Here is a 23517-nt window from a genome sequence, read left to right on the forward strand (position 1 = left end):
GTGCTTGCGTATGTGAAGGTTTCTCGTGGTAAACGGGGATTAAAGAATCAAACCACCCTGTCATTGTTTTTTGTAATAATAGAGTACATGCTGAATTAATTTTCTAATACGATACTAGTGAGTGGTACTGTTGCAAATCCCTCCTGAGGTTTTAATTTTTGAGGATTATTTTGTAATTAGTTTTGAATCCATTTTGAAATAATATTTTTCATTGTATTTCCCGGCAATTACAAGGGCTCCTGAAATTAGAATAAGATTTTTAATTATGTATTGCCCAGCCAATGTAGGGCGATATGGAAAAACATCAAAACAGATGGTTTTTAGAATAAAAACAGGGAAAAATGTGACTGCCATATGCATTAATAATAGCGGAACAGTATAAGGAATGAATCGTTTTAGGAGCAATCCGAGACCAATAATTACTTCACCGATGCCAAGAATTGGAATAAATATTTCGGGTTTAAACCAATAAACAGTTTGTTCTACTAATTCACCGGCAGGACTCATACCGAAAATTTTTAAAGCACCAAACCAGCCATAAACGATGGCGAGAGAAAATCGCATCATGTTGATGCTGTGTTTTTCTATTTTTTTGCTAAATCTAAAATAAAAGAATTTGAATGTTTTTTTCATAATGAAGTAGTTGAATGTATTGTTACACTTGCCCTTTTTTTGAATATCAGCAAAGCGGTTGTTTTATTTTAAAGTTTAAAACTTAAAAAATAAAAGCCTAACAGGTTTCCAACGCCTGCTAGGCTGTAATTGATAAAATGTAATATTAAAACAAACCATTAAAACAGATTATCAATCGTATCATTATTATTTATTCAGCACCATCAATAATGGCTCTTGCTACAGCAAAGCCACCTACTTTTTCGCCTAATTCAAGCCCTTTTTCACAGTCACTTCTGTAATGAATGCAACCAAACATTCTTGAATCTGAAGCTTCTTTTTCCATATTTATAAAATTTTGCGCTTTTGCAGGAATGATATGGGATAAAACAACACAGGCTGCGCCGCTAAAAGTAGAATGTCCTGACACATAAGAAGGGAAATTTGGAACTCCAGTCATTGTTTTTATAGAAGAATCCAGTTGTGATGGCCTTGGATTAAAATAAGTGTACTTTGCGTCCCAACAGCTAATAGCGGCATCCATCATTGCAATATTCAATAGCGCCATATTTCTTGCCCATCGTACTTCACTATAATTTTGTTCTACAAATGCTTCAGCTGCAATAGCATTCCAATGACCGGGTGGTGTATAAGTTCCTACCCCATCAGCCCAAAAAGCAACGATTTCCATGTTTTTTCTAGATGGATTAGTACCATAATCTTTTATTTCTGCCAATTCTTTAGCAAACTGTTCTGATTTTGTAGACGGTGGAGGAACTGGCCGGCTGGCAACAACCATTTCAGGAGTCATTAGAAACGATTTTACTTTGCCAAATAATGGTAGCATTGGTGGTCTTGCAGGTAAATCTAATGACATCCAAGGCGTTTCTCCAGTGGCTGCAGTTTGTGTTTCTAATTGTGTCCAAAGCGCCTGGTTTCCTATCGCAGCTCCAGCTCCATCAGCTCCAGCTCTTGCAATAAATTTGGTTGCAATCTTTCTTCCTAAAATGATACCGGCATCGATATCACTTCTAACATTGGCACCACTAATGATACGATATAGTTTTTGTTCTTCCGCTTTTCCATCAATGTATGCGATTTCGGTTGGGAACAATAATTTTAATAATTCAACTGTAACACCGGACAATACACCATCTTCTGAAGGATAGGAAGGCATAGTGCTTTTTGGAATTAACACTTGTAAAGTTGCATCCACGGTAAACGGTGCGGCTCTATTGTATAGTTTTTTATAATACCAAGTAGCCACCATTGCATCATATTGTGCGGCACTTACATAGGCGTAGGCTCTGGCTGCATAAGGTGGATTTGAAAAAGGAAATTGCGGATTCGCAAATGGATTTGCCGCCGATGGTGCAGGGTAAGTGCCATCTTCGTTTTGATAGGGTGGACGATTATGTCTGGCTACTAAAGTTCGCATGATTTCATTCCAGCGTAAAACACCACCTGCACTCCAATATTTTATTATCTTTTTTTGATTTTCTGATATATTGGTTTGGTAACTTTTTATTTCGTTAATTTCTCTGGTAAATGCCGGTGTATTTGTTGCAATGGGTGCCTCTAAGAGGAATTCATTGGGAGCGGTCAATAAAAAAGTTTTCCAATTTCCAGCCAAATCGTCTGTATTAGTAGGATTTAAGGCTTCAAATTCGTTTCGTTCAATAATGTCGTCACTACACGAATAGGCACAGGCAAGAAATATTGCCAGAAGAGTAGTACAGGCTTTTTTTTGTATCTTATTTTTCATCTTGGGGACTTGTTTTTTTAAAATTAATCACATAAAATACACCGCCATAGAAGGTGTCTGATTTTCCAACGTTTCTTCCTTCTGCTACATAGTTATAACCACCTACAAGAGATAATTCTGGTATTTTTTTAAATGTATATTTTGAATTAATACCATATTTTAATGCATTCATGGTATTACTTGGAAAAGGCATATTGTTTTTTGTAATGTCAAATCCTCCGGATTGTGTTACCCAATTGTCTATTATAAATTCGGCAATCAATCTATTAGAACGATAACCGGCTCTAAAATTTATCGAAATAGCATCAGGCATATCGACTTCATTCGTATAATGCATTTCGTCAGTGAGATAGGCATTTCTATCGATAGTTATGTTGGCTCTTTTTACATAAGCACCTGAGATTGTAGTAAAGAAATTTCCTCTTTGATAATCACCCATTAAGCGCAATGAAACTGTTTTGCTTTTTAAACCAAGGCTCAAAGGCAAATAATCAGCAGAATAATTGGATAGAGGAGTAGTAAAACTTCCCAATGCATAAATGGAATAAGTTGCCTCTCCTATTGTTTTCTCTAAAGGCATGTATTTTAGTGTAAGCGAAAGGTCTTGTATTCCCTTTTGACCTTTCATGGTTCCTGCAGAAGCATTGGTTTCAATATAGGGCACACTAAAGATTGCATTCAGTTTATCTGAGATGCCATAGTTTCCCATGAGGCCAATGGCTCTTGTTGATACGGTACCAAGATTTAGATTCTCTCTTTTAAAGTCTCCTTCCCAATACTCATCCCAACTGCTGTATTGATATATTGCTCCAACGCAAAAATTATTTTTGTTCATCATGATGCCGTCAATATCAGTTTGGGCATTCATGAAAAAAGGAACTGCGAGTAGGTAAATCAGGTAAATTTTTTTCATTTTAATAAATGGTTTGATTTTGAAATAGCATATCTGGTTTTTTGGTGTTAGAAGTGTTTTTTAAAATAACTAAAGCGTTTTTATCTTCAGTATTGATTTAAATCTAATGCTTCATCGTCATTTTCATTTTTTTGTTCAAATTGAAACGATACGAATAACCCACATTGATAGAGTAGTCGGCAAATGCCGCATCGCCTTGCACATGTACATATTTTGTTGGATCTGTAATTACTGAATTCTGCAAATTTTGATCAGCAATATCGGCTGCGCTTTGAATGCGATTTTTCACAACATTGTAAGGGATATAAAGACTGAAACCATGTTTACCTATACGATATGAAAAGCCATATTCAACTGCAATAACATACCCAGGACGGCGATATGCCACTTGACCGCCAAAGGCATCATAGGCAGGAATTCCTTCAAATCGTCCCGCTAATGAAACAGTAAAGTTTTCTTTTTTATCCACTGCAGCCATGAAACCTGCACGTCCAAAATATTGATCGGGAGAGGCATAAACATTGTATCCACCCAAACCTGCTTTTGGGGCTGATTTAAAGGTGCCGTTTGATTCACTTGGATTAAATAAATAATAGCCGTTAGCAAAACCATAAAGCCGTCCTGTTAACTGTCGGAATGCTTGTAGTTCTACTGAAAAACCAACACCTCCATCACCGGGTTGAATCGCTTGATCCATTACAACACTTTTAGTGGTTCCATCGGTTTGTGGTGCCTCATCCATTTCATCATGACTGCCATTGTTTAATTTCACACCTAATCCTACCATAATGTTTCCTTTTTTTGCCTTTTTTGGATCAACAACCCAATAGTTAACGCTCAAACGAGCATCAGCAATGCCGTCAGCATAAACACTATAGCGGTACGTGTTTTTCACAGGAGTAGTTTGTCTTAATATTTGAGAGCGCTCATTGTTTACATAAGGTAATGTTGCATTCAACTGAATTCGGTCTGTCAATCCGTATGAAATGTTTAAATCGACAGCATGGGAATAGATATTTACTGCATTACCACGTTCTTTACCGTTTGCGTCAAATCCGCCTCCAGTTGTTTGGCGATGTAGCTGTTCTTCTTTGCCTACAAAATGTCTCCAAGAGTGGAAATAGCGATAATTAGCACCTACTTGAAATTCGCCTTCGCTTAAATTATAAGAATTTGAAGAATTCATGTTTTGTCCTCCCATTTGGCGGACAGCGACGCAACCTTGTGCAGACATATTTTGGGTGCTAAAAACAATTGTAAGGAATAGTATAAAAACACAAACGGATTGTAAAGCTGATAAATTTTTCAAGTTTTTGGTTTTTAGAATGGTTAATGATATAAAATATGCTAACAATGACTTCTTTCCAAAAAGAAAGTTGGCATTAAAAAAATATAAGTTAGTTGATAGGTATTGTCGTTGTAAAACAAGATTTGCTATTGGCTTTCACCAAATTTTTGTTTGATTTTACAAGGCAAAATAGATAGATTAAAGGTTGCCTTTGAAATAAAGAACTCTTTTTAGAAATCCATTTTTGAATCTGCAAATGGATTTAAGTCACGATTCTGAAAGCTAGTTGTACAAAATATACCAGAATAGAAATATAAAACAGGGCTATGAAATCATTCACGAAAAATGAATTCGGAAAATACAAAAGACTGTTTTGTATTTATAACAGGTATAATTTCTAATAAAAACGGGTGTAATAAATACAGATTTAGCTAAAAACAATCGTGAATTACCTTGACTTTACAAATGCCAGATAAAAGTGAATGATTCCACTAAAATGAAAGAAGATTTAAACGAAATCCGGTGGTGTGTAGGATAAGGTAAGGTGTCCTGAGTGTAAAGACTCTATAGGGTTTCCATTAAGGACAACAACTTCTGCTTCTTTTTCAAGAGAAAAAGTGAAACAAACAGCGCTATTTGCAACGTAATCTTTTTGGAAAGATTTTAGTAATTTTTTGACTGGAGACTCTTTTGATGAAGATCCGTTGAATAATTGGTTGTCAACAATATCTTTTAAATTCTGACTTATTGCGTCTTGGTGTGAATTGCGCAGGTAATACAGACTTAGGATGTTGTTTTGAATTCTTTTCTTGAAAATATGGTAGCTTTTATTGTTGATAACCACATCTTCATTTACATACTCAAATTCAGTGTCTTCGATAAAGGAGTATAAAGTTGCATTTAATTGGATTACTTGAAACTCAGAATCCTGTCTTTTTTCAATAGAAGATACCCACGCTTGCTCTTCTTGATAAGCAAACATCAGATAGTATCCCATCACGTTGTAAAACAACGTTACTAATAAGAAAAGTGATGCAATTCGTTTCATATTTGCCGAAAGTAGAAAACTATTTCATGGATTAACAGCTTCGTTATTAATTTTAAGTTTTTTTTAACACAATTTTGTGAAAGTTATAAATCGAAACCGTTTTCGGAAATATTTACTAGTTTTATTTTGATTGCTTTTATGCAAATGTTAATTTTCGAACAATTTGATTTTTATGAATGCTGAAATTTGATTCGGAATTAGAATTACTATTTCAAAATCCATTCCCTTAAAGAAATCAGCAAACAAAAATGACACAAAATCCATAAACCGAAAAAGATGCTTATTTTTGCTGACTATGAAACATTTTCCAGAAAATCTATCCGCTAAACTTGAAACCCGTATACAAAATAATGCTTTGCGAAAATTGCCTTTGTCAAGTAAAAGGATTGATTTTTCTTCCAATGATTACTTGGGTTTCTCTCAATCGGAAATTATTTTTAATGAAACGCATCAGTATTTAATTAGTAATAAGATTATTCAAAACGGAGCAACTGGTTCTCGATTGTTAACTGGAAATCATAAACTGTATCAAGAAGCTGAAGATTTCATTGCTAATTTCCATCAATCAGAAACGACGTTAATTTTTAATTCGGGTTACGATGCCAATATTGGATTCTTTAGCTCAGTTCCACAAAAAGACGATTTGATTTTATACGATGAATTGTGTCATGCCTCTATTCGTGACGGAATTCAATTATCGAATGCCAAAGCCTATAAATTCAGTCATAATGATTTCGAAGATCTAGAAAAGTTGATTATACGGAATCCAAATACCATTATTTATATCGTTACCGAATCTGTTTTTTCTATGGATGGAGATTGTCCAAATCTAGAAGAATTGGCTCAAATATCTACTAAGCACAATTGTTATTTAGTTGTTGATGAGGCGCATGCTTTGGGAGTTTTTGGTTCATCAGGCGAAGGGTTTGTTCAAATGTTGGGTTTGCAAGATCACGTTTTTGCCCGCATCATGACTTTTGGTAAAGGATTGGGATGTCACGGTGCCACAATTTTAGGTTCAGTTGAATTGAGGGATTATTTAGTAAATTTTGCCCGAAGTTTCATATATACTACAGGGCTTTCGCCACATTCTGTCGCCACGATTTTAGTTGCGTATAACTATTTAGAAAAAGAGAAAAAAAACATAGAAATACTTCGAGAAAACATCATTCATTTCAATCAGGAAAAGAATATGTTAGGATTAAAGCAGATTTTTGTCCGAAGCAAATCGGCTATACAATCCGCTATCATTCCAGGAAATGAAAAAGTAAAAGCAATCGCCAACCAACTGCAGGAAAAAGGATTTGATGTCAAAGCGATACTTTCGCCAACTGTTCCCGAAGGGCAGGAACGTTTGCGTTTTTGTCTGCACAGTTATAATTCAAAAGAAGAAATATCAGAAGTCTTAGCTTTGTTACGTACTTTTGTGTTTGAACATTAATTTATGAAACTATTCATCACAGGAATTGGAACCGATGTAGGTAAAACCATCGCATCAGCTATTATAACAGAAGCTTTGGAAGCTGATTACTGGAAACCTATTCAAGCCGGCGATTTAGAAAATTCGGATAGTCATAAAATCAAATGTTTTTTATCTAATGAAAAGACGGTAGTTCATTCCAATAGCTACGCTTTGAATACTGCTGCGAGTCCACATCTCGCTGCTGAATTAGATGGTATTACTATTGATTTAAATGAAATCATCGAACCTAAAACAGAGAATCATTTGGTCGTTGAAGGTGCGGGAGGCGTTTTTGTTCCGTTAAATGCGAACGATTGTGTGATTGATTTGATTCAACCGGATTATAAAGTAATTGTAGTTTCCCGTCATTATTTGGGAAGTATTAATCATACCTTATTGACGGTTGAAGTTTTGCAGAATCGAAAAATTACTATTGCTGGAATTGTTTTTTCTGGTGATGAAAATAAAGCTACCGAAAAAATAATTTTGAACAAAACAGGTTTGAACTGCATTGGAAGAATAGTACAAGAGCCTTATTTTGATCAAAATGTAATAAAAGAATATGCCGATTTGTTTCGAGAAGACCTTCTGCAATTGCAATAGTAAAAATCAATAGCAATGACTAGAAGCTAATAGCTAAATCAAAAATCTACAATCATCATCCAAATGAATTTAACAGAAAGAGACCGCCAATATCTTTGGCATCCGTATACCCAACACAAAACCGCAGCGTTACCAATTGCTATTAAAAAAGGGAAAGGGGCACTGCTTTGGGACGAAAATAACAAAGAGTATATTGATGCAATCGCTTCGTGGTGGGTCAATCCTTATGGACATTCGAATTCATTCATTGCTGATGCGATCTACAAACAACTCACCACATTAGAGCATGTATTGTTTGGTGGATTTACACATGAACCTGCTATTTTAGTAGCAGAAAAGTTGATGGAAATTTTGCCGAAAAACCAACAAAAAATCTTCTTTTCTGATAATGGTTCCACAGCTGTTGAAGTCGCGATTAAAGTCGCTTTGCAGTATTTTTTCAATAAAGGAGAAAAGAAAACTACGATAATTGCTTTCGAAAATGCTTTTCACGGTGATACATTTGCGGCTATGGCGGCGAGTGGAATTTCGTTTTACACACAAGCTTTTCAAGGGATGTTCATTGATGTTGTTCGTATTCCGGTTCCGGTTAAAGGACTGGAGCAGGAAAGTTACGATACTTTACAGTCCGTTATAAAAAATAACAATTGTGCAGGTTTTATTTTTGAACCATTGGTTCAAGGAGCCGCAGGAATGGTGATGTATGAGCCGGAATCCTTAGATGTGTTGATGCGAATTTGTCAGGAGAATAATGTCCTTACCATTGCAGATGAAGTGATGACGGGTTTTGGGAAAACCGGAAAAACTTTTGCAACGGATTATCTGGTAGAAAAACCAGATATGATGTGTTTGTCCAAAGCGTTGACCGGAGGAACTATTCCTATGGCAATTACCACTTTTACACAAGACATATTTGACGCTTTTTATAACGATGATATCAATAAAGCCTTGTTTCACGGTCACACATTCACTGCAAATCCTACAGGCTGTGCGGCGGCTTTGGCCAGTTTAGAATTATTGCAAACCAATGAAATGCAAACGAATATAGTTCGTGTCAATCAAAATCATCTGAATTTTGAAAAGCGCGTTAAAAATCATCCAAAAGTGGTCACAACACGAGTGCTGGGTGTCATTTTTGCATTAGAAATAAAAACCGAAAGTTCCGCCAGTTATTATGGAACATTACGCAATAAACTCTATGATTTTTTTATCGAAAACGGAATAATTCTGCGCCCAGTAGGAAATATTGTGTACATTCTGCCTCCATATATTATTACCGATGAGCAATTACAAAAAGTATATCAAGTTGTCGAAAATGCTTTAGATGTTGTATAAATTTATAACAATAAGCTGCATTTTTCGAGTGTAAATTTTCTCAAAGCCGTATGAGTTTTGGGAAAAACTTTGCGACCTTTGCGGTTAAATAATAGTAGTATTTTGTCCAAAACAATTTCCATAACTGCCATAGCTTCCATTTCGCCTTTAGGAAATACACCTGAGTCTATTTGGGAAAATTATCTCAATGAAAATCATTGTTTTACACAACACGTCTTAGACCATAACAAAACTTTTGTGGCGGCTTTAGATGCTGATTCAATGCAAGTTATTGATGCTTTGCGAGAGTCAGATAACAAATATAAATCCTTAGACAAATCGGTTTTGTATGCGATGTCGGTTTCGCAAAAGGCAATGCAAAATGCTGGTTGGACACAAAAAGATGTTTTTGGGATTAATATAGGTTCGTCTCGTGGCGCAACAGATTTATTCGAAAAACACTATCAGGATTATTTAAAAACTGGAAAAGCACAAACTTTGGCTTCTCCAACGACGACATTAGGAAATATTTCTTCTTGGGTTGCCCATGATTTGCAAAGTTCAGGTCCGGAAATATCACATTCCATAACGTGTTCTACGGCTTTACATGCGGTATTAAACGGAGTGGCTTGGCTTAGAGCCGGGATGGCGGATAAGTTTTTAGTCGGTGGAAGTGAAGCGCCATTAACTGATTTTACGATTGCCCAAATGCGGGCGCTGAAAATTTATTCGAATAGTACAGAAGAATATCCGAATCGTGCGCTTGATTTTGAAAAAAAACAAAACACCATGATTCTTGGTGAAGGTGCTGGAGTTTGTTGTATCGAAATTGGTGCAACTGAAAACGCATTGGCTTACATCGAAGGAATTGGATATGCTACGGAAATTCTGGAACATAATATTTCTATTTCGGCTGAAGCGACTTGTTTCCAGAAATCAATGAAAATGGCGTTGCAAAACACTGATTTATCCAAAGTTGATGTCATTGTAATGCATGCTCCGGGAACTATAAAAGGCGATTTGACGGAATACAGGGCTATTGAGAAAATCTTTGGTAAAAATCTTCCTTTGCTGACAACTAATAAATGGAAAATTGGTCACACTTTTGGCGCATCGGGGATTTTGAGTATGGAATTGGCTATTATGATGATGCAACACAATATATTTGTCGGAGTTCCATTTGCGAAAGCACAAGTACAAGCAAAACCTATTAAAAAAGTTTTGATTAATGCGGTTGGCTTTGGTGGAAACGCAGTGAGTATACTTTTGAGTTTGTAATTTTGGTTGCTTATTTTATTGCTCTTGTAAATTTTCCAGCTCTTTAACTTTTTCGTAAATCAAATTGCTTTCGAAGCCTTTTCTAAGTAAATAATCACAGAATTTCTTTCTTTTTTTCTGAACATTTGTTTCTAGGATTGCTTCCCAATGTCTTTCTGAAACTATATGAAATGTTGAGTTATATTCCTCGACCGTAATTTCTTTGAGTGCCAGATTGATATTGTATTGAGTAATTTTTCGAAATTTTAATTCATTTACAATTCTTATTTTTCCCCAAAACTTAATGCGGTGTTTCCCTCTTGCGAAACTACAGGCAAAACGACTTTCATTCAGAAAATTAGCGCTGATAAGGTGTACTAAAATAGTGTCGATTTCTTCGGAGTCCATTTTCATGCTTCTCAGTTTTTGTACTACTTCTTCATGACAGCGTTCTTGATAGGCGCAATAATGCTCTATTTTATGTATCGCTTCTTTTATGGAATAAACTGGGTTCATTAGTGGGGTTTCTAATTTTTAGTAATTAAGCGAAATTAATTATAATGTTCGTTAATTACGCATTAAAAATATAGTTTTTGGATCAATATTATTGCAACTAAAATGGTAAGAGTTTGGCTTTGTAGTTATTAAAAAGATACTTATTTTGTTTTTGATGATTTTGGTTTCTTATAAACAGAAAGAGGTATTACGTCGGTTTTTTTAACCGATAATCGATAAAATTTCATTTTATTTAAAAAAGCAAGTCATATTGTGGAAATCGATTTTTTCGATAAACAGGGACATATGATGGCTCATTAAAGCACATTTAAAATGATTGAATTTACAAATAATACCACATGAATAAAAAATTACTTACACCAATATTAAAGATAATTTTCACCATTTTATTTTTTTTAACTACTCAATTTTCTAATTCGCAAACGGTTACAGTAACGACTACAGGAGCAGGCACTTTTGTAGTTCCTTGTGATGTAACTTCTATAACAGTAAAAGCTTGGGGAGCAGGAGGAGCAGGAGGAGGGTCTAGGACTAGTGGTGATAGTGGTGACGGCGGAGGAGCAGGAGGATATTGTATCGGAATTTTTGCAGTAACTTCGGGTCAAACTATAAACTATATTGTTGGTACTGGAGGTGCTGGAGGTACTGATGATGGAGCTAATGGAGGAAATACAACTATTCTTAGTTTAGGCATAGCAGCTAATGGAGGCAGTGGAGGAGATCGTAATGGCGGAAGTGTTACGGGTCTAGGAGGCACTGCTTCTGGAGGTACAATAAATACTTCTGGTGCAAATGGAACTATTGGAGGTAGTAATACTGGAGGAACTGGAGGAAGCGCCCCTAATGGAGGAGCTGGAGGAACTGGAGTTACTAATGGAAATGGATTAAACGGGAATGCACCTGGTGGTGGTGGTGGTGGTGGTGAAGATGCTAGTGGCAGTGGCGGAAATCGATCAGGAGGTAATGGAGGTAATGGCAGAATAGAAATTACTTCTACTTTTAAAGCTTATTGTATGCCTAGTTTTAATAATGGTGTAGAGCCGATAACTAATGTTACGTTTGCCGGAATTAATAATACTACTACTAATGTGTTGGGAGGCCCTAGTTTAGAAAGTTTCTGTATCACAGGCTCTGTTATTCAGGGGTCAGTATTAAATGCTATTTCTGTAAAGGGGAATACTGATGGTAATTTTACGGAATTTATTAAAGTATATATTGATTGGGATCAAAATGGCTTTTTTGGAAATACCACTAATGAAATATACAATTTAGGCACAATTACTAACTCTACAGGAGTCGATGCTAAATTAGTTACTGCTAATATATCTGTACCAGGAACTGCTGTTGCTGGCAATACTAAGATGCGGGTTATGAAAACATATACTGTCGCTAATTCTAATAATCCTTGTTTTAGTGGGAACGATTATGGACAAGTAGAGGATTATTTAATTAGGGTTATTGCCCCACCGACAATAACTTCATTTTCGCCAACTTCAGTTTGTCAAGGAGGCGCTTTTACAATAATCGGGACTGATTTTACAACAGCAACGAATATTACCGTAAATAATACAGCAGTTTCATCTTTTATTGTTAACTCAGCCACGAGCATCACTGCCACTGTAGCTTCAGGAAATACTAGTGGATTGGTAAGTGTTACTAATATTTATGGAAGTGTAACAAGTATAGGTATTCTTACTGTAAATACATTGCCAACAACGCCATCGCCTGAATCTCCAACTCAACCAACCTGTAATATTGCTACAGGCAGTGTTACTCTAAACAGTTTGCCGTCTTCGGGGACATGGACTTTAACAAGAAACGGTACATCTTCGGCAACAACTACAGGAACAGGAAGTTCAACTACAATTTCAGGATTGGTTCCAGGAACGTATACTTTTACGGTTTCGAACGGCATTTGTACATCTTTGGCATCAGCAAATGTGGGGATAAATACAGTAATTACAAATACGTGGAATGGGGCTGCGTGGTCTACTGGATTGCCTCCAACAAGTACACAAAAAGTTATTTTTACAGGAGATTTTAATCAGGATGTGGATTTAGTTGGGTGCTCCTGTAAAATTACGGGAGGCGCAGCCGTTACAATTAGAGCAAAGCGTACGCTGACTATTACAAATGAAGTGGAAGTAGTAGGAGGAGGAGTCCTGACTTTTGAAAATAATGCTAGTTTAGTGCAAACTAATGATGCTGCTGTCAATGCGGGAAATATAATATACAAAAGACTCACAAATACGGGAGTACGCAATACCGATTATACGTATTGGTCTTCACCGGTATCGCCTTTAAATTTAGGAGGTACTGGAGGAATTTTGTACAATCCTTCCAGTCTTGTAGGTAGTACATTTTATTCTTACGAAGTTACTGCAGGCTCTGAAGATTGGAAAAGTGAGTCGGCGATAAGTCCAATGATTGTGGGGAAAGGGTATAGTATTAGAGGTCCTGGGCCAATATCGGTAAGTCCTTTGACTTCGTTGGAAGCAACATTTACTGGTAAGCCTAATAATGGACGCTATCTTATCACAGGAATATATACTTATAAATCTTATCTTATCGGAAATCCATACCCCTCGGCATTAGATGCAGATAAATTTTTGACTGATAACGCAGGTGTCATAGATGGAACGCTTTATTTCTGGACGCACAGCACAAAAATTGGAATAGGTGTTGTTAATCCAGGAACAGGTGTTTACGCTTATTCTGGAGATGATTATGCTTCCTATAACTTAACGGGAGGTGTTGGAACAGTTGCAGATAGCGATCCTGATAAGACACAAAGTAACCCTAACAAACCAACTGGTAAGATAGGAGCAGGACAAGGTTTTTTTGCTACAAGTAATACAACGATTTTAGGTATAAATGAGATTGTATTTAATAATAGTATGAGAGTTGGTGTTGGAGGAATTACAGGGAATAACTCCCAATTTTTTAAGACAAATAGCACCAAATCAAAAACGACAAGTGCTATTGAGAAAAACAGAGTATGGCTCAATCTAACTAACACACAAGGTGCTTTCAAACAATTGTTAGTGGGGTATATTACCGGAGCTACTAATGACGATGATAATGGCTACGATGGTGAAACTTTTGATGGAAATGAATTTATAGATTTTTACAGCGTAAATCAAGAGAAAAACTTTGTGATTCAAGGCAGGGCTTTGCCATTTGATGCAAACGATGAAGTTCCCCTAGGGTATAGATCTATCGTTGTAGGGAATTTTAGTATTGGCATTGATGAACTAGATGGAATGATACAATCTCAAAAGGTATATATTGAAGATAAGTTGTTGAATGTAGTACATGATTTAAAAGCCTCACCTTATGATTTTTCAACAGTGGCGGGGACTTTTAATGATCGTTTTGTTCTACGTTATAAAGATAAAACTTTAGGAACAGGAGATTTTGAGACAGCAGATACTCAAATTGTGATTTCGGTCAAAAATAAACAGATAAAAATTGATTCTTCAAATGAAACAATTGATAAAGTTTTAATTTTTGACCTACTGGGAAAACAATTATATAGAAAAATAAATGTTGGAAATAACGAACATATAATACCTAATTTTACTTCAAGTAGACAAGCTTTAATTGTGAAAGTGGTTTTGCAAAATGGTCAAATAGTATCTAAGAAAATTATACTTTAAAATAACTTAAAGTATAATTTGATAATTTTTTATAAGCGCTAGAGTTTTAAGGTTTTGTAAAACAGCTTTTTAACGAATATAAATGCATGTCGACGACTTTATTATGGGAAGTAGATTTGTTTTTTTTAATTTGAATTTAATGTAGGTTTTTTCTTTTGGAAGGCTACGGATTTAAAGTCGGATTTATTAAAAAAAACATATTAAAAGCATGATCAAAGAATTACTCTGTACCCTTTTTTTAATTTTGTTTCAAACTGTAGTTTTTGCAGCAACAAATACTTATTCAGGTTCAACAACAGTTGGAGGAAAGTTGTTATGGAGTACAGCTGCAAACTGGTCTTTAGGTGCAGTTCCAACAGCTGCTGATGATGTAGTTATTCCATCTGGAAAAACAGTGATTCTTGATATTATGTCTGTTTCAGCTAATAGTATAAATATTTCTGGGACACTGGATTTAAATAAATCTGCTGACATTACTATAAATACGCAATTAATAGTTGTTACTTCTCCTGATGGGCATATTAATTTTGATCATTCTATAATTAGATTACCTTCAAATGTTGCCCTGTATCTTCAAAATGGTTCAGGTAGTTTAAATGGAAGTTGTAATAATAATGACGAGGTTTTTGTAGGTACTGTACAATACGCTGTTTGTGTTGGTGGTGGTGCTTTGTACCTATTTTCGGAAATTGAGGCTGCTGGAGGTATCAATGTTGTTACTGCAGGAGTAATAGGCGTAGCACAATCGATTTGTAGTGGAGCTACTCCTACTACTTTGACATCAACAACGGCTGGTACCGGTTCAGGAACAATCACATATGAATGGCAGACAAATACAACAGGTAGTTTTGTTACTATTCCAAGCGCAACAAGTTCAACTTATTCTCCGCCAGCTTTAACTGCCTCAACAAGTTACAAACGAAGAACTAAATCTGTATTTGCAGGATATACCTTTTATTCAGCATATACTACTCCTGTAATAGTTACCGTTAATACATTGCCAAATAATACAGCAAGTTCTGGTTTTACGGGAGGTTCGTTTTGTATAGGCAGTCAAGCCACACTTACTTTTGACGCAGATGACACTAATGGAGCGCCTTCGTATACTTTGTCCTATACAGACGGAATAACAACGTATAGTCAAAGTGTATTTACTAATGCGTCTACAATTTTTAATGTATCAGCTACAACTTCAAAAACATATACCTTACTATCAATCACCAATGCTAATGGTTGTGTAAATTTATCACCAGCTAATAAAACTGCCAGTGTTACTTTTAGACCAAACCCAACAGCGACCGTTAGTGGTATTACGGCGGTATGTCTTGGTGCTACAAGTCCAAATATTACATTTACAAACCCACAAGCAGCAGGAATAACCGTAACCTATACCATTAATGGGGGGGTAAATCAAACTGTAAGTATTGTTGCAAGTGGTACTGCAAATGTAGCTGTTGCAACAACTGTAGCGGGTTCTTTTGTGTATGCTTTGGTAAGCGTTGTTTATTCGACTAGTCCATCATGTACGCAAACACTTGCGGGTAGTGCCACAGTAACCATAAACGCACTACCAAGTGCTCCAACAGTTGCAATAACTCAACCTACATGTACAGTAGCAACAGGAAGTGTGATTTTAAGTGGTTTGCCAACTTCTGGCGCATGGATATTATATCAAAATGGAGTTTCAATTTACTCTGCTACAGGAGGTAGTGGTTCTTATACAGTTTCAGGATTAAGTGCAGCAGGCTCTCCTTATGCCTTTACAGTATCTAATGGAACTTGTACATCTTTCCCAACTGCAAACGTGGTGATAGCTGCCGCAGAAAATAATACTTGGAAAGTTATTTCGGGTGTCGCTAAATGGGACAAAGGGACACCAAATGCCAATCAAAGTATTATTTTTGAGACAAATTATAGCGAAGGTGTAGATGTGTTGGGTTGTTCCTGTGAAGTAAAATCAGGAATAGTTACTATTCCAACTGGGGAAACAATGACTATCACTAACGGAGTAACCGTTTCTGGAGGTTCGTTAACATTTGAAAATAACGCTAGTTTGGTACAAATAAACGAGGATCCTACTATAAACTCGGGAGATATTACCTATAAACGAACAACCAAGCCGATTAGAAAATTCGATTACACCTATTGGTCATCACCGGTTGTAGGATATACTTTGGGAGGTGTTTCTCCAAACACGCTTGGGGATAAATTTTATTCTTTTGATGCTGATGCAGAGGATTGGGCGCAAGAATCATCAGTCACTGTTATGAAAAAAGGGATGGGTTACATCATTCGTGGGCCTCAGAATTATGACGCAGTCACTTCTGCCGTTTTTCCAGCCTCTTTTGTAGGGAAGCCTAATAACGGGGCAGTTTCTATCGCTGGTATTGTTGCCGATAGATTGTATCTAATAGGAAATCCGTACCCTTCAGCTTTGGATGCAGATGAATTTTTAAAGGGCAATAATGCAGTTCTAGATGGGACTCTTTATTTCTGGACACATAATTCAGCTATTGCTCTTTCCGAAAATGTTAATAACCCAGGATCAGGGGCTTATGCCTACTCGTCAGATGATTACGCATCTTATAATAGGGTAGGTGGTGTTGGGACGGTTACTAGTAAAGGAAATACTGTAGGAAGTGATGAACAAACTTCTAACAAACCATCCGGTAAAATTGCATCGGGGCAAGGGTTCTTTGTGTCGAGTAATGTTGCACCTATTTCTGGTAATACGGTTGTATTTAATAATACTATGCGAGTAGGTGTTGGGGCTATAACTGGGAATAATTTGCAGTTTTTTAGAATTAAGAACACATCAAAATCAAAAGACGTCAGCACCATTGAAAAAAATCGCATTTGGTTAAACCTGACGAACAATCAAGGTGCTTTCAAGCAGACATTGGTAGGTTATGTCACTGGCGCTACAAATGAGTATGAAGGCCTCTTTGACGGTGAGAGTTATGATGGGAATCAGTTTGTTGATTTTTACAGTATCAATGAGGATAAAAACTTAACAATACAAGGTAGAGCTTTACCATTTGATAAAAATGATGAGGTAACATTGGGTTATAGTTCTGCTATTCAAGGTGCTTTTTCAATAAGTATCGATGAAGTAGACGGAATATTAGCCTCTGAAGAGGCTTATATAGAAGATAAGGATGCTAAAATTATTCACAATCTAAAAGAGGGAGCGTATAATTTTACAACTGAGAAAGGAGCTTTTAACAATCGGTTTGTATTGCGTTATACAAAAAAAGCATTAGGAACGGGTGACTTTGTAACTCTGGAAAATTCAGTTTTAGTGTCTAATAAAAACAAACAAATAAAAATTGATTCTCCAATTGAAACAATTGATAAAGTCATATTATATGATTTGTCAGGAAGGAAAGTGTTTCAAAAAAATAATATAAATGACGTTGAATTTTCTGTGTTTAATTTTGTTTCAAAGCAACAATTTTTGGTAGTAAAAGTTACATTGCAGAACGGTCACACAGTAACCAAGAAAATTATGTATTAAAATAAAAAGCTATGTATAAAAAAACACCATCTGAGATAAACAGATGGTGTTTTTTTATAATTTAAATTGTCTATTTCTCTTTACGGGATCCGGATGCTTCAAGATTCCTATCAATGGTATGCCCTGGTCTTGACCATTTTGGTTTTTCACCTAATGGTGCAAATTGAGAATCTTCAGCTTCAACGGTTAGTGGCTGAGAAACCTTTGTAAATGGTTTTTGTGGATTTAGACCTAACATTTCGAACATTTTCATGTCTTCATTTACATCAGGATTTGGCGTAGTAAGTAATTTATCTCCAGCAAAAATAGAATTGGCGCCTGCAAAGAAACACATAGCTTGACCTTCACGGCTCATATTCATTCTTCCGGCCGATAAACGCACTTGAGTTTCTGGCATGATGATTCTGGTAGTGGCTACCATTCGAATCATTTCCCAGATTTCTACCGGTTTTTCTTCTTCCATCGGAGTTCCTTCAACTGCTACCAATGCATTTATTGGCACAGATTCTGGTTGTGGGTTCAATGTAGAAAGTGCTACAAGCATTCCCGCTCTGTCTTCGACGCTTTCTCCCATCCCAATTATTCCTCCGCTACAAACCGTAACATTCGTTTTACGAACATTCTCTATGGTCTGCAAACGGTCTTCAAATCCGCGGGTTGAAATCACTTCTTTATAATATTCTTCTGAAGTATCTAAATTGTGGTTGTATGCGTATAAACCTGCTTCTGCCAATCGGTGTGCTTGGTTTTCAGTAATCATTCCAAGGGTGCAGCACACTTCCATATTCAATTTGTTGATGGTACGAACCATTTCAAGTACTTGATCAAATTCAGGGCCATCTTTTACGTTTCTCCAAGCTGCTCCCATACATACACGAGAGGATCCGCTTGATTTTGCACGCAAAGCTTGTGCTTTTACTTGGCTTACTGACATTAAATCATTGCCTTCAATTTCAGTATGGTAACGGGCTGCTTGTGGACAATAGCCACAATCCTCAGGACATCCGCCAGTTTTTATAGACAATAGGGTTGAAACCTGAACCACGTTTGGATCATGGTGTTCTCTATGTATAGAAGCCGCTTCAAAAAGCAAATCCATCATAGGTTTATTATATATTGCGATAATTTCGTCTTTCGTCCAATTGTGTTTCGTAATACTCATCGATGCGATTTTTTGATGGATCAAAAGTAGTTAAATTGTTCTAAAGAAGCAATGCAATAGCTAAGTTAATCAGTTATATGACGGTTGTTCCAATATAACATCAGTAACATGGTAACAATTACCGAAGAGGCGATTCCTTCAAAAAGTAAGCAGCGAAGTAGGTATTTACCTAAAGACTTCCACCAAATAAAAAAGTCTTTGGCAAGGATATTACATAGGGATCCCCTCCGTTCAAGTAGCTGTAAGTCGCTAATCCTATGATGGTTAAAACGCCCCAATTAGTGAAGAAATCATTGCTGAAATAGCATTGTCAACAAGGTTTTTTTACCTTCATTGATATTCATTTGAATTGCTCTGTTGACGCCATAAAAAATAAAGAATACATTCAAAAGGCGTAAATAAAATAAATCAGCGAAACCAAGTGCATTTATTAGTAAAAAATACAGTCCAATTCCGATGAAAATAGTTCTTTCGGTAGTTTCATACGATTCGTTTTTAAAAATTAAAAAACAAGTTTCATTAAGCAATAGAATAGATGTTTGAAGTGAAAAACAATATTCTTTTTTGAAATCTATTACTTTTTAATTATCTCATTTATCGTTTTTCGATACATAATTTTGAGGGTATTTTCGATAAAATAGTTGTTCTATGTTCTGTTCTAACAGAATAAATCATTTCTTCTTGAAAGGTCTTATAAGTAAAATGGATTCGATCAATTTTGATGTTTGTCTGAAACATAGCGTGTATCCCAATATAACATTAGCATGAATGTAACAATTACGGCCGATACGATTCCTTCAAATAATATGGAAATGGAATAGGTCATCACGGATGGGTCTCCGCCAAATAAAAAGGTTTTAGACAATGAGCCTACATAGGCATCACCTCCTTTTGAAAAGCTATATATTATCAGTCCAATGGTGCTTAAGAATATTCCTGTGAGTGATGTGATCAATGCTGAAACAGCATTAGAAACCAAGATGATTTTACCTTCGGCAAAATTTGATTTTAAAGTTTTTTGGGTTCCATAAAACACAAACAATACGTTAAGCAGACGTAAATAATATAAATCGGCAAGACCTAAAGCCTCCATTAATAAGAAATAAAGTCCAATTCCAATGAAAATAATAAATCCGTTTAATAATTCTTTCGGTAGTTTCATACGGCCAGTTTTAAAATTTAAAAATTACCTCTTTATGAGAAAAAAGGTATATTACAATCAAATTTACAGAAAAAATAGCAATGTTTTATGAAAAATATAAAAGATTTTGATTCAGAATTAAAATTTATTCAAGTAGGCGAGTGCCGTTTTTTTGTCTTTCTCAAGTTGTTCTTTTAGGAGGTCCAGAGATTCAAATTTTTGTTCTGAACGAATCCTCTGCAGTATTGAAACACTGATTTTTTGATTGTATAAATCAGTATTAAAATCAAAATAATGAATTTCAATAGTCTGTTTTTGCCCATCAACAGTAGGATTGAATCCAATGTTCATCATTCCAAAAACGGTTTGTCCATCAATTATGCTTTTTACAATATAAACTCCGTTTTGCGGAATCAATTTGTAGTTTTCTTCGATTTTTAAGTTGGCCGTTGGAAAACCGATGGTTCTTCCTAATTGTTTTCCTTTGACAATGCTTCCAGTTAGGAAATAATCGTATCCTAAATAACCATTGGCCAAAGCCATATCTCCTTCTAATAGCGCGTTTCTGATTTTGGTAGAACTCACCGAAATGTCATTAATTTCCTGAACCGATATTTGTTCTACTTCAAAGCCATATTCTTTTCCGTAAGCGATAAGATCGTCGATGTTTGCCGTTCGGTTTCTTCCAAATCGATGATCATGACCAATGATTATTTTTTGGATATGGAATCGATCAACAAGAATGGCACTTACAAACTCTTCAGCAGTTAGTCTTGAAAAAGCTTCGTCAAAAGGGTGGATGACAAGATTTTCAATGCCGATTTTTTCGAGCAAATCTATTTTTTCATCTATAGTATTGAGTAGTTTTATGTCAGAATGTTCTTGAAGCACCATTCTGGGGTGCGGAAAAAAAGTAAGAACTAAACTTTCGTATTTCTCGTTTTCAGTATTTTGGGTTATTTTTTTCAGTATTTTTTTATGCCCAATATGTACCCCGTCAAAAGTGCCTAATGTTAGAATCGTTTTTTTTGTGGAGCTGAAATCGTTTATAGAATGAAAAATATTCAAAGCAAGTGTTTTATGATAGCGCAAATTTAAGGTATCCAATCGATATAACTAAAAAAGGATTGAAAACTTCAATCCTTTTTTAGTTCATTTTATGATTTTTTATTTTTTAATAAATCGAATTGTATTTGTTTCGGATTGATTTCTCGATAATTTTAAAAAATAAATACCTTGTGTTAAATTTGAAACGTTTACATGAAGATCTTCCTCTGATTCTATTTTTTTAGATTTTATTATTTGACCTGAGCTGTTAACAATAGTGTAAGCTTCTGGAGCTTCTAATTTATTTTCAACAACTATATTCAATATATTAGAAGTAGGATTTGGATAGAGATAAATCGAATTTAAGTTTTTAACCTCATTGGTTGATAGTGAATTGATGCTAAATTTAGTTGATTCGGCTCCTTCAAAAGCTCCGCTAGAAACAATAACTTGATCCGTGGGTGTTTTTAAGGTGTAAAACCCGTCTCCATAATCACAACAAATACCGTCGCCTTGACTGTCAAATATTGTAAAAGTGTAGCAATCATTATTTGGGAGGTTAAAACTGGTGTTTATTAGGGCTGGTAGTGGTCCAGTTTCATTACCGGTATCAGTATAAGGCCCTCCTTCATATAATATGTTTCCTGCAGTGTTTGTTAGTTTCCAAGTAGTTTCTGTGCCATAGTGATCTAGTTGTAGTGAAAAGTTTACGGTATTAGACGAGTAGTTTAAACTGTTTGAAATGTCAAAATTAATTGTACTACTATTATTAGAGGCGTTTTGATCCGTTGTTCCATTTGTACTGATTATAGTGCTGTTAAAATTATGGTTTCCTTCCGTTGTAGTTAAGCTATTTAAAGTAATGTCTTGTGATTCGTTATTGGCTAGGTTGCCAGTCCAATTGTAAGTTTGTAAATTTTGATTATCAATGCCATACTGTATAGATGCTTGTGTCAAAGGTGAGGTCCCTTTATTTATGATTTTTATAACTGGTGAGAAGTTTTTACTGCAGTTAATATTTAGATTCAGAATCATAGTCATGGCATCATTGGCGAAGGTTACTCCAGGAACAAGCGCATCAGAAGTTTTTAATGAAACTCTTCTTATGGAATTGTTCATAACGGTTATCATACGCGTTTTTTGATCTGCTGTAAATATATTCATGCAAGCGTCATTTGTATAATCCATGTAATTCTCAATCATGTCAAGCCCTGGAGATAACGGGCAGGAATCAACTCCTGTCGGACATCCTTGATTTTCTTGCCCTGAATTTGGGGTGTCCGCGCAAAAATCATCTACATCGCATCCTCCGTCTCCCCAGATATGTCTTAGCCCAAGCCAATGTCCCATTTCATGTGAAGTTGTTCTCCCCTTGTCGTAATCTGTCACGTATGTCCCTCCGGGGAAGTAGCTTGATGAACCAAAAAAGGAATAACCAATGACTACACCATCAGTATTAGCGGGGCCTTCATCCGCATTTATTCCTGGCAAGCCGGATGTGCTTGGAAATTGAGCATAACCTAAAAGATCGTTTTCCGTGAATTTAACGACCCAAATATTAAGATATTTTTCAGGATTCCATTGAGTTCGGGGCTTAACAAAGCTATTAATTTCATCAGTTGACCAACTTTGTTGTCCTAAGTCTACTCGGTCTATTCCATTTGATAAAATTCCGGATGGATCGCGTTTTGCCAGAGCGAATTCAATTTCAACATCGGCTCCTACAGGATTGGTATTAAAACCCGGAGTTCCTGCTTTTTTTCTGAAATCCTCGTTTAGTACCTGTATTTGAGAGATTACTTGTTGGTCAAATATATTTTCATTAGTTCCTATAATATCGCCATTATGGATGACATGAACTACAACAGGAATTGTGATGACTGCATTTTGTTTTAATACTTTAGAGGTGTTTCTTCTTTTTTCTTTTTCAATTATAATTTTTGGGGCTATCCATTGTTCAAATTCGGTTGTAGATAGTCTATTTGGATTTTTGGACTTCAAATATTCTTCGTATTCTGTAGTCGCACATCGAATGAGGGAGCCTTCTTTAATGATTTTCTTTTTACCAAAAAGTGTAACCTCAGTTGTATTGTTTACTTGAGCAAACGAACAATTGACTGAAAAAAAAAGGAATAGTAAGAAAATTAAAGTAATTTTTTTCATGTTATAAGTTTGTTGCTTTTATCTAAAAACCCTGATGTAATGTGTCGATT

The 23517-nt window shown here is 35.7% G+C and carries 16 protein-coding genes; 6 read left to right on the top strand and 10 right to left on the bottom strand.

Annotated elements, in window-relative coordinates:
* Positions 1-165: 165 nt before the first annotated feature.
* The 5 genes from E0H99_RS03080 to E0H99_RS03100 form a co-directional block, all read right to left on the bottom strand.
* Entirely contained in the window at positions 166-633 is a 468-nt protein-coding gene (locus E0H99_RS03080; protein ID WP_131991059.1) for a hypothetical protein, read from the bottom strand.
* Between the two features lie 190 nt (positions 634-823).
* A complete protein-coding gene (locus tag E0H99_RS03085; protein WP_131991061.1) occupies positions 824-2377 on the bottom strand; it encodes a phosphatase PAP2 family protein in 1554 nt (517 codons plus the stop codon).
* Positions 2367-3290 carry a hypothetical protein gene (locus E0H99_RS03090; protein ID WP_131991063.1) on the bottom strand — a complete coding sequence of 308 codons (924 nt, stop codon included), beginning with the start codon at positions 3288-3290 and terminating at the stop codon, positions 2367-2369. The genes E0H99_RS03085 and E0H99_RS03090 overlap by 11 nt, the downstream gene beginning before the upstream one ends.
* 103 nt (positions 3291-3393) lie before the next feature.
* Positions 3394-4599, bottom strand: coding sequence for a hypothetical protein (locus tag E0H99_RS03095; protein WP_131991065.1), 1206 nt, complete (start codon positions 4597-4599; stop codon positions 3394-3396).
* Positions 4600-5086: 487 nt separating this feature from the next.
* Positions 5087-5626: a hypothetical protein gene (locus E0H99_RS03100; protein ID WP_131991067.1), complete on the bottom strand. Its 540-nt coding sequence runs from the start codon at positions 5624-5626 to the stop codon at positions 5087-5089.
* A 295-nt stretch (positions 5627-5921) separates the two neighbouring features.
* Here E0H99_RS03100 and E0H99_RS03105 point away from each other — a divergent pair, with 295 nt between their 5' ends.
* The 4 genes from E0H99_RS03105 to E0H99_RS03120 all read left to right on the top strand — a co-directional run bounded on the left by E0H99_RS03105 (position 5922) and on the right by E0H99_RS03120 (position 10283).
* The gene (locus E0H99_RS03105) at positions 5922-7067 is read left to right on the top strand and encodes an aminotransferase class I/II-fold pyridoxal phosphate-dependent enzyme (protein WP_131991069.1); all 1146 of its coding nucleotides are present in this window, start codon (positions 5922-5924) and stop codon (positions 7065-7067) included.
* A 3-nt stretch (positions 7068-7070) separates the two neighbouring features.
* On the top strand, positions 7071-7691 hold the full coding sequence (bioD, locus tag E0H99_RS03110) for a dethiobiotin synthase (RefSeq protein ID WP_131991071.1): 621 nt from the start codon (positions 7071-7073) through the stop codon (positions 7689-7691).
* Between the two features lie 63 nt (positions 7692-7754).
* On the top strand, positions 7755-9026 hold the full coding sequence (gene bioA / locus E0H99_RS03115) for an adenosylmethionine--8-amino-7-oxononanoate transaminase (protein ID WP_131991073.1): 1272 nt from the start codon (positions 7755-7757) through the stop codon (positions 9024-9026).
* Positions 9027-9128: 102 nt separating this feature from the next.
* Positions 9129-10283 carry a beta-ketoacyl synthase N-terminal-like domain-containing protein gene (locus tag E0H99_RS03120; protein ID WP_131991075.1) on the top strand — a complete coding sequence of 385 codons (1155 nt, stop codon included), beginning with the start codon at positions 9129-9131 and terminating at the stop codon, positions 10281-10283.
* A gap of 15 nt (positions 10284-10298) precedes the next feature.
* Here the strand turns inward: E0H99_RS03120 and E0H99_RS03125 are convergent, their stop codons facing one another.
* Positions 10299-10778, bottom strand: a complete 480-nt coding sequence (locus E0H99_RS03125; protein WP_131991077.1) for a regulatory protein RecX — start codon at positions 10776-10778, stop codon at positions 10299-10301.
* A 338-nt stretch (positions 10779-11116) separates the two neighbouring features.
* Here E0H99_RS03125 and E0H99_RS03130 point away from each other — a divergent pair, with 338 nt between their 5' ends.
* Both E0H99_RS03130 and E0H99_RS03135 read left to right on the top strand, forming a co-directional pair.
* Complete coding sequence (locus E0H99_RS03130) at positions 11117-14437, top strand: T9SS sorting signal type C domain-containing protein (protein WP_131991079.1); 3321 nt, start codon at positions 11117-11119, stop codon at positions 14435-14437.
* 208 nt (positions 14438-14645) lie between these two features.
* Entirely contained in the window at positions 14646-17954 is a 3309-nt protein-coding gene (locus E0H99_RS03135) for a T9SS sorting signal type C domain-containing protein (RefSeq protein ID WP_131991081.1), read from the top strand.
* Positions 17955-18024: 70 nt separating this feature from the next.
* Here E0H99_RS03135 and bioB read toward each other — a convergent pair whose 3' ends face one another.
* The 4 genes from bioB to E0H99_RS03160 all read right to left on the bottom strand — a co-directional run bounded on the left by bioB (position 18025) and on the right by E0H99_RS03160 (position 23467).
* On the bottom strand, positions 18025-19116 hold the full coding sequence (bioB, locus tag E0H99_RS03140) for a biotin synthase BioB (protein ID WP_131991083.1): 1092 nt from the start codon (positions 19114-19116) through the stop codon (positions 18025-18027).
* A 712-nt stretch (positions 19117-19828) separates the two neighbouring features.
* Positions 19829-20278, bottom strand: coding sequence for a hypothetical protein (locus tag E0H99_RS03150; RefSeq protein ID WP_131991085.1), 450 nt, complete (start codon positions 20276-20278; stop codon positions 19829-19831).
* Positions 20279-20395: 117 nt separating this feature from the next.
* Positions 20396-21325, bottom strand: coding sequence for a bifunctional riboflavin kinase/FAD synthetase (locus E0H99_RS03155; RefSeq protein WP_131991087.1), 930 nt, complete (start codon positions 21323-21325; stop codon positions 20396-20398).
* Between the two features lie 99 nt (positions 21326-21424).
* Complete coding sequence (locus E0H99_RS03160; protein ID WP_131991089.1) at positions 21425-23467, bottom strand: M43 family zinc metalloprotease; 2043 nt, start codon at positions 23465-23467, stop codon at positions 21425-21427.
* Positions 23468-23517: the final 50 nt, after the last annotated feature.

Source organism: Flavobacterium sp. GT3P67, from assembly GCF_004349155.1.
Classification (GTDB): domain Bacteria; phylum Bacteroidota; class Bacteroidia; order Flavobacteriales; family Flavobacteriaceae; genus Flavobacterium; species Flavobacterium ranwuense.

What these genes read in the sequence shown, in the direction of transcription:
- bioA (WP_131991073.1), top strand. Translation starts at nt 7,755, where the DNA reads ATGAATTTAACAGAAAGAGACCGCCAATATCTTTGGCATCCGTATACC.
- E0H99_RS03160 (WP_131991089.1), bottom strand. Translation starts at nt 23,467, where the DNA reads ATGAAAAAAATTACTTTAATTTTCTTACTATTCCTTTTTTTTTCAGTC.
- E0H99_RS03085 (WP_131991061.1), bottom strand. Translation starts at nt 2,377, where the DNA reads ATGAAAAATAAGATACAAAAAAAAGCCTGTACTACTCTTCTGGCAATA.
- E0H99_RS03130 (WP_131991079.1), top strand. Translation starts at nt 11,117, where the DNA reads ATGAATAAAAAATTACTTACACCAATATTAAAGATAATTTTCACCATT.
- E0H99_RS03100 (WP_131991067.1), bottom strand. Translation starts at nt 5,626, where the DNA reads ATGAAACGAATTGCATCACTTTTCTTATTAGTAACGTTGTTTTACAAC.
- E0H99_RS03125 (WP_131991077.1), bottom strand. Translation starts at nt 10,778, where the DNA reads ATGAACCCAGTTTATTCCATAAAAGAAGCGATACATAAAATAGAGCAT.
- E0H99_RS03080 (WP_131991059.1), bottom strand. Translation starts at nt 633, where the DNA reads ATGAAAAAAACATTCAAATTCTTTTATTTTAGATTTAGCAAAAAAATA.
- E0H99_RS03090 (WP_131991063.1), bottom strand. Translation starts at nt 3,290, where the DNA reads ATGAAAAAAATTTACCTGATTTACCTACTCGCAGTTCCTTTTTTCATG.
- E0H99_RS03135 (WP_131991081.1), top strand. Translation starts at nt 14,646, where the DNA reads ATGATCAAAGAATTACTCTGTACCCTTTTTTTAATTTTGTTTCAAACT.
- E0H99_RS03105 (WP_131991069.1), top strand. Translation starts at nt 5,922, where the DNA reads ATGAAACATTTTCCAGAAAATCTATCCGCTAAACTTGAAACCCGTATA.
- bioB (WP_131991083.1), bottom strand. Translation starts at nt 19,116, where the DNA reads ATGAGTATTACGAAACACAATTGGACGAAAGACGAAATTATCGCAATA.
- bioD (WP_131991071.1), top strand. Translation starts at nt 7,071, where the DNA reads ATGAAACTATTCATCACAGGAATTGGAACCGATGTAGGTAAAACCATC.
- E0H99_RS03150 (WP_131991085.1), bottom strand. Translation starts at nt 20,278, where the DNA reads ATGAAACTACCGAAAGAATTATTAAACGGATTTATTATTTTCATTGGA.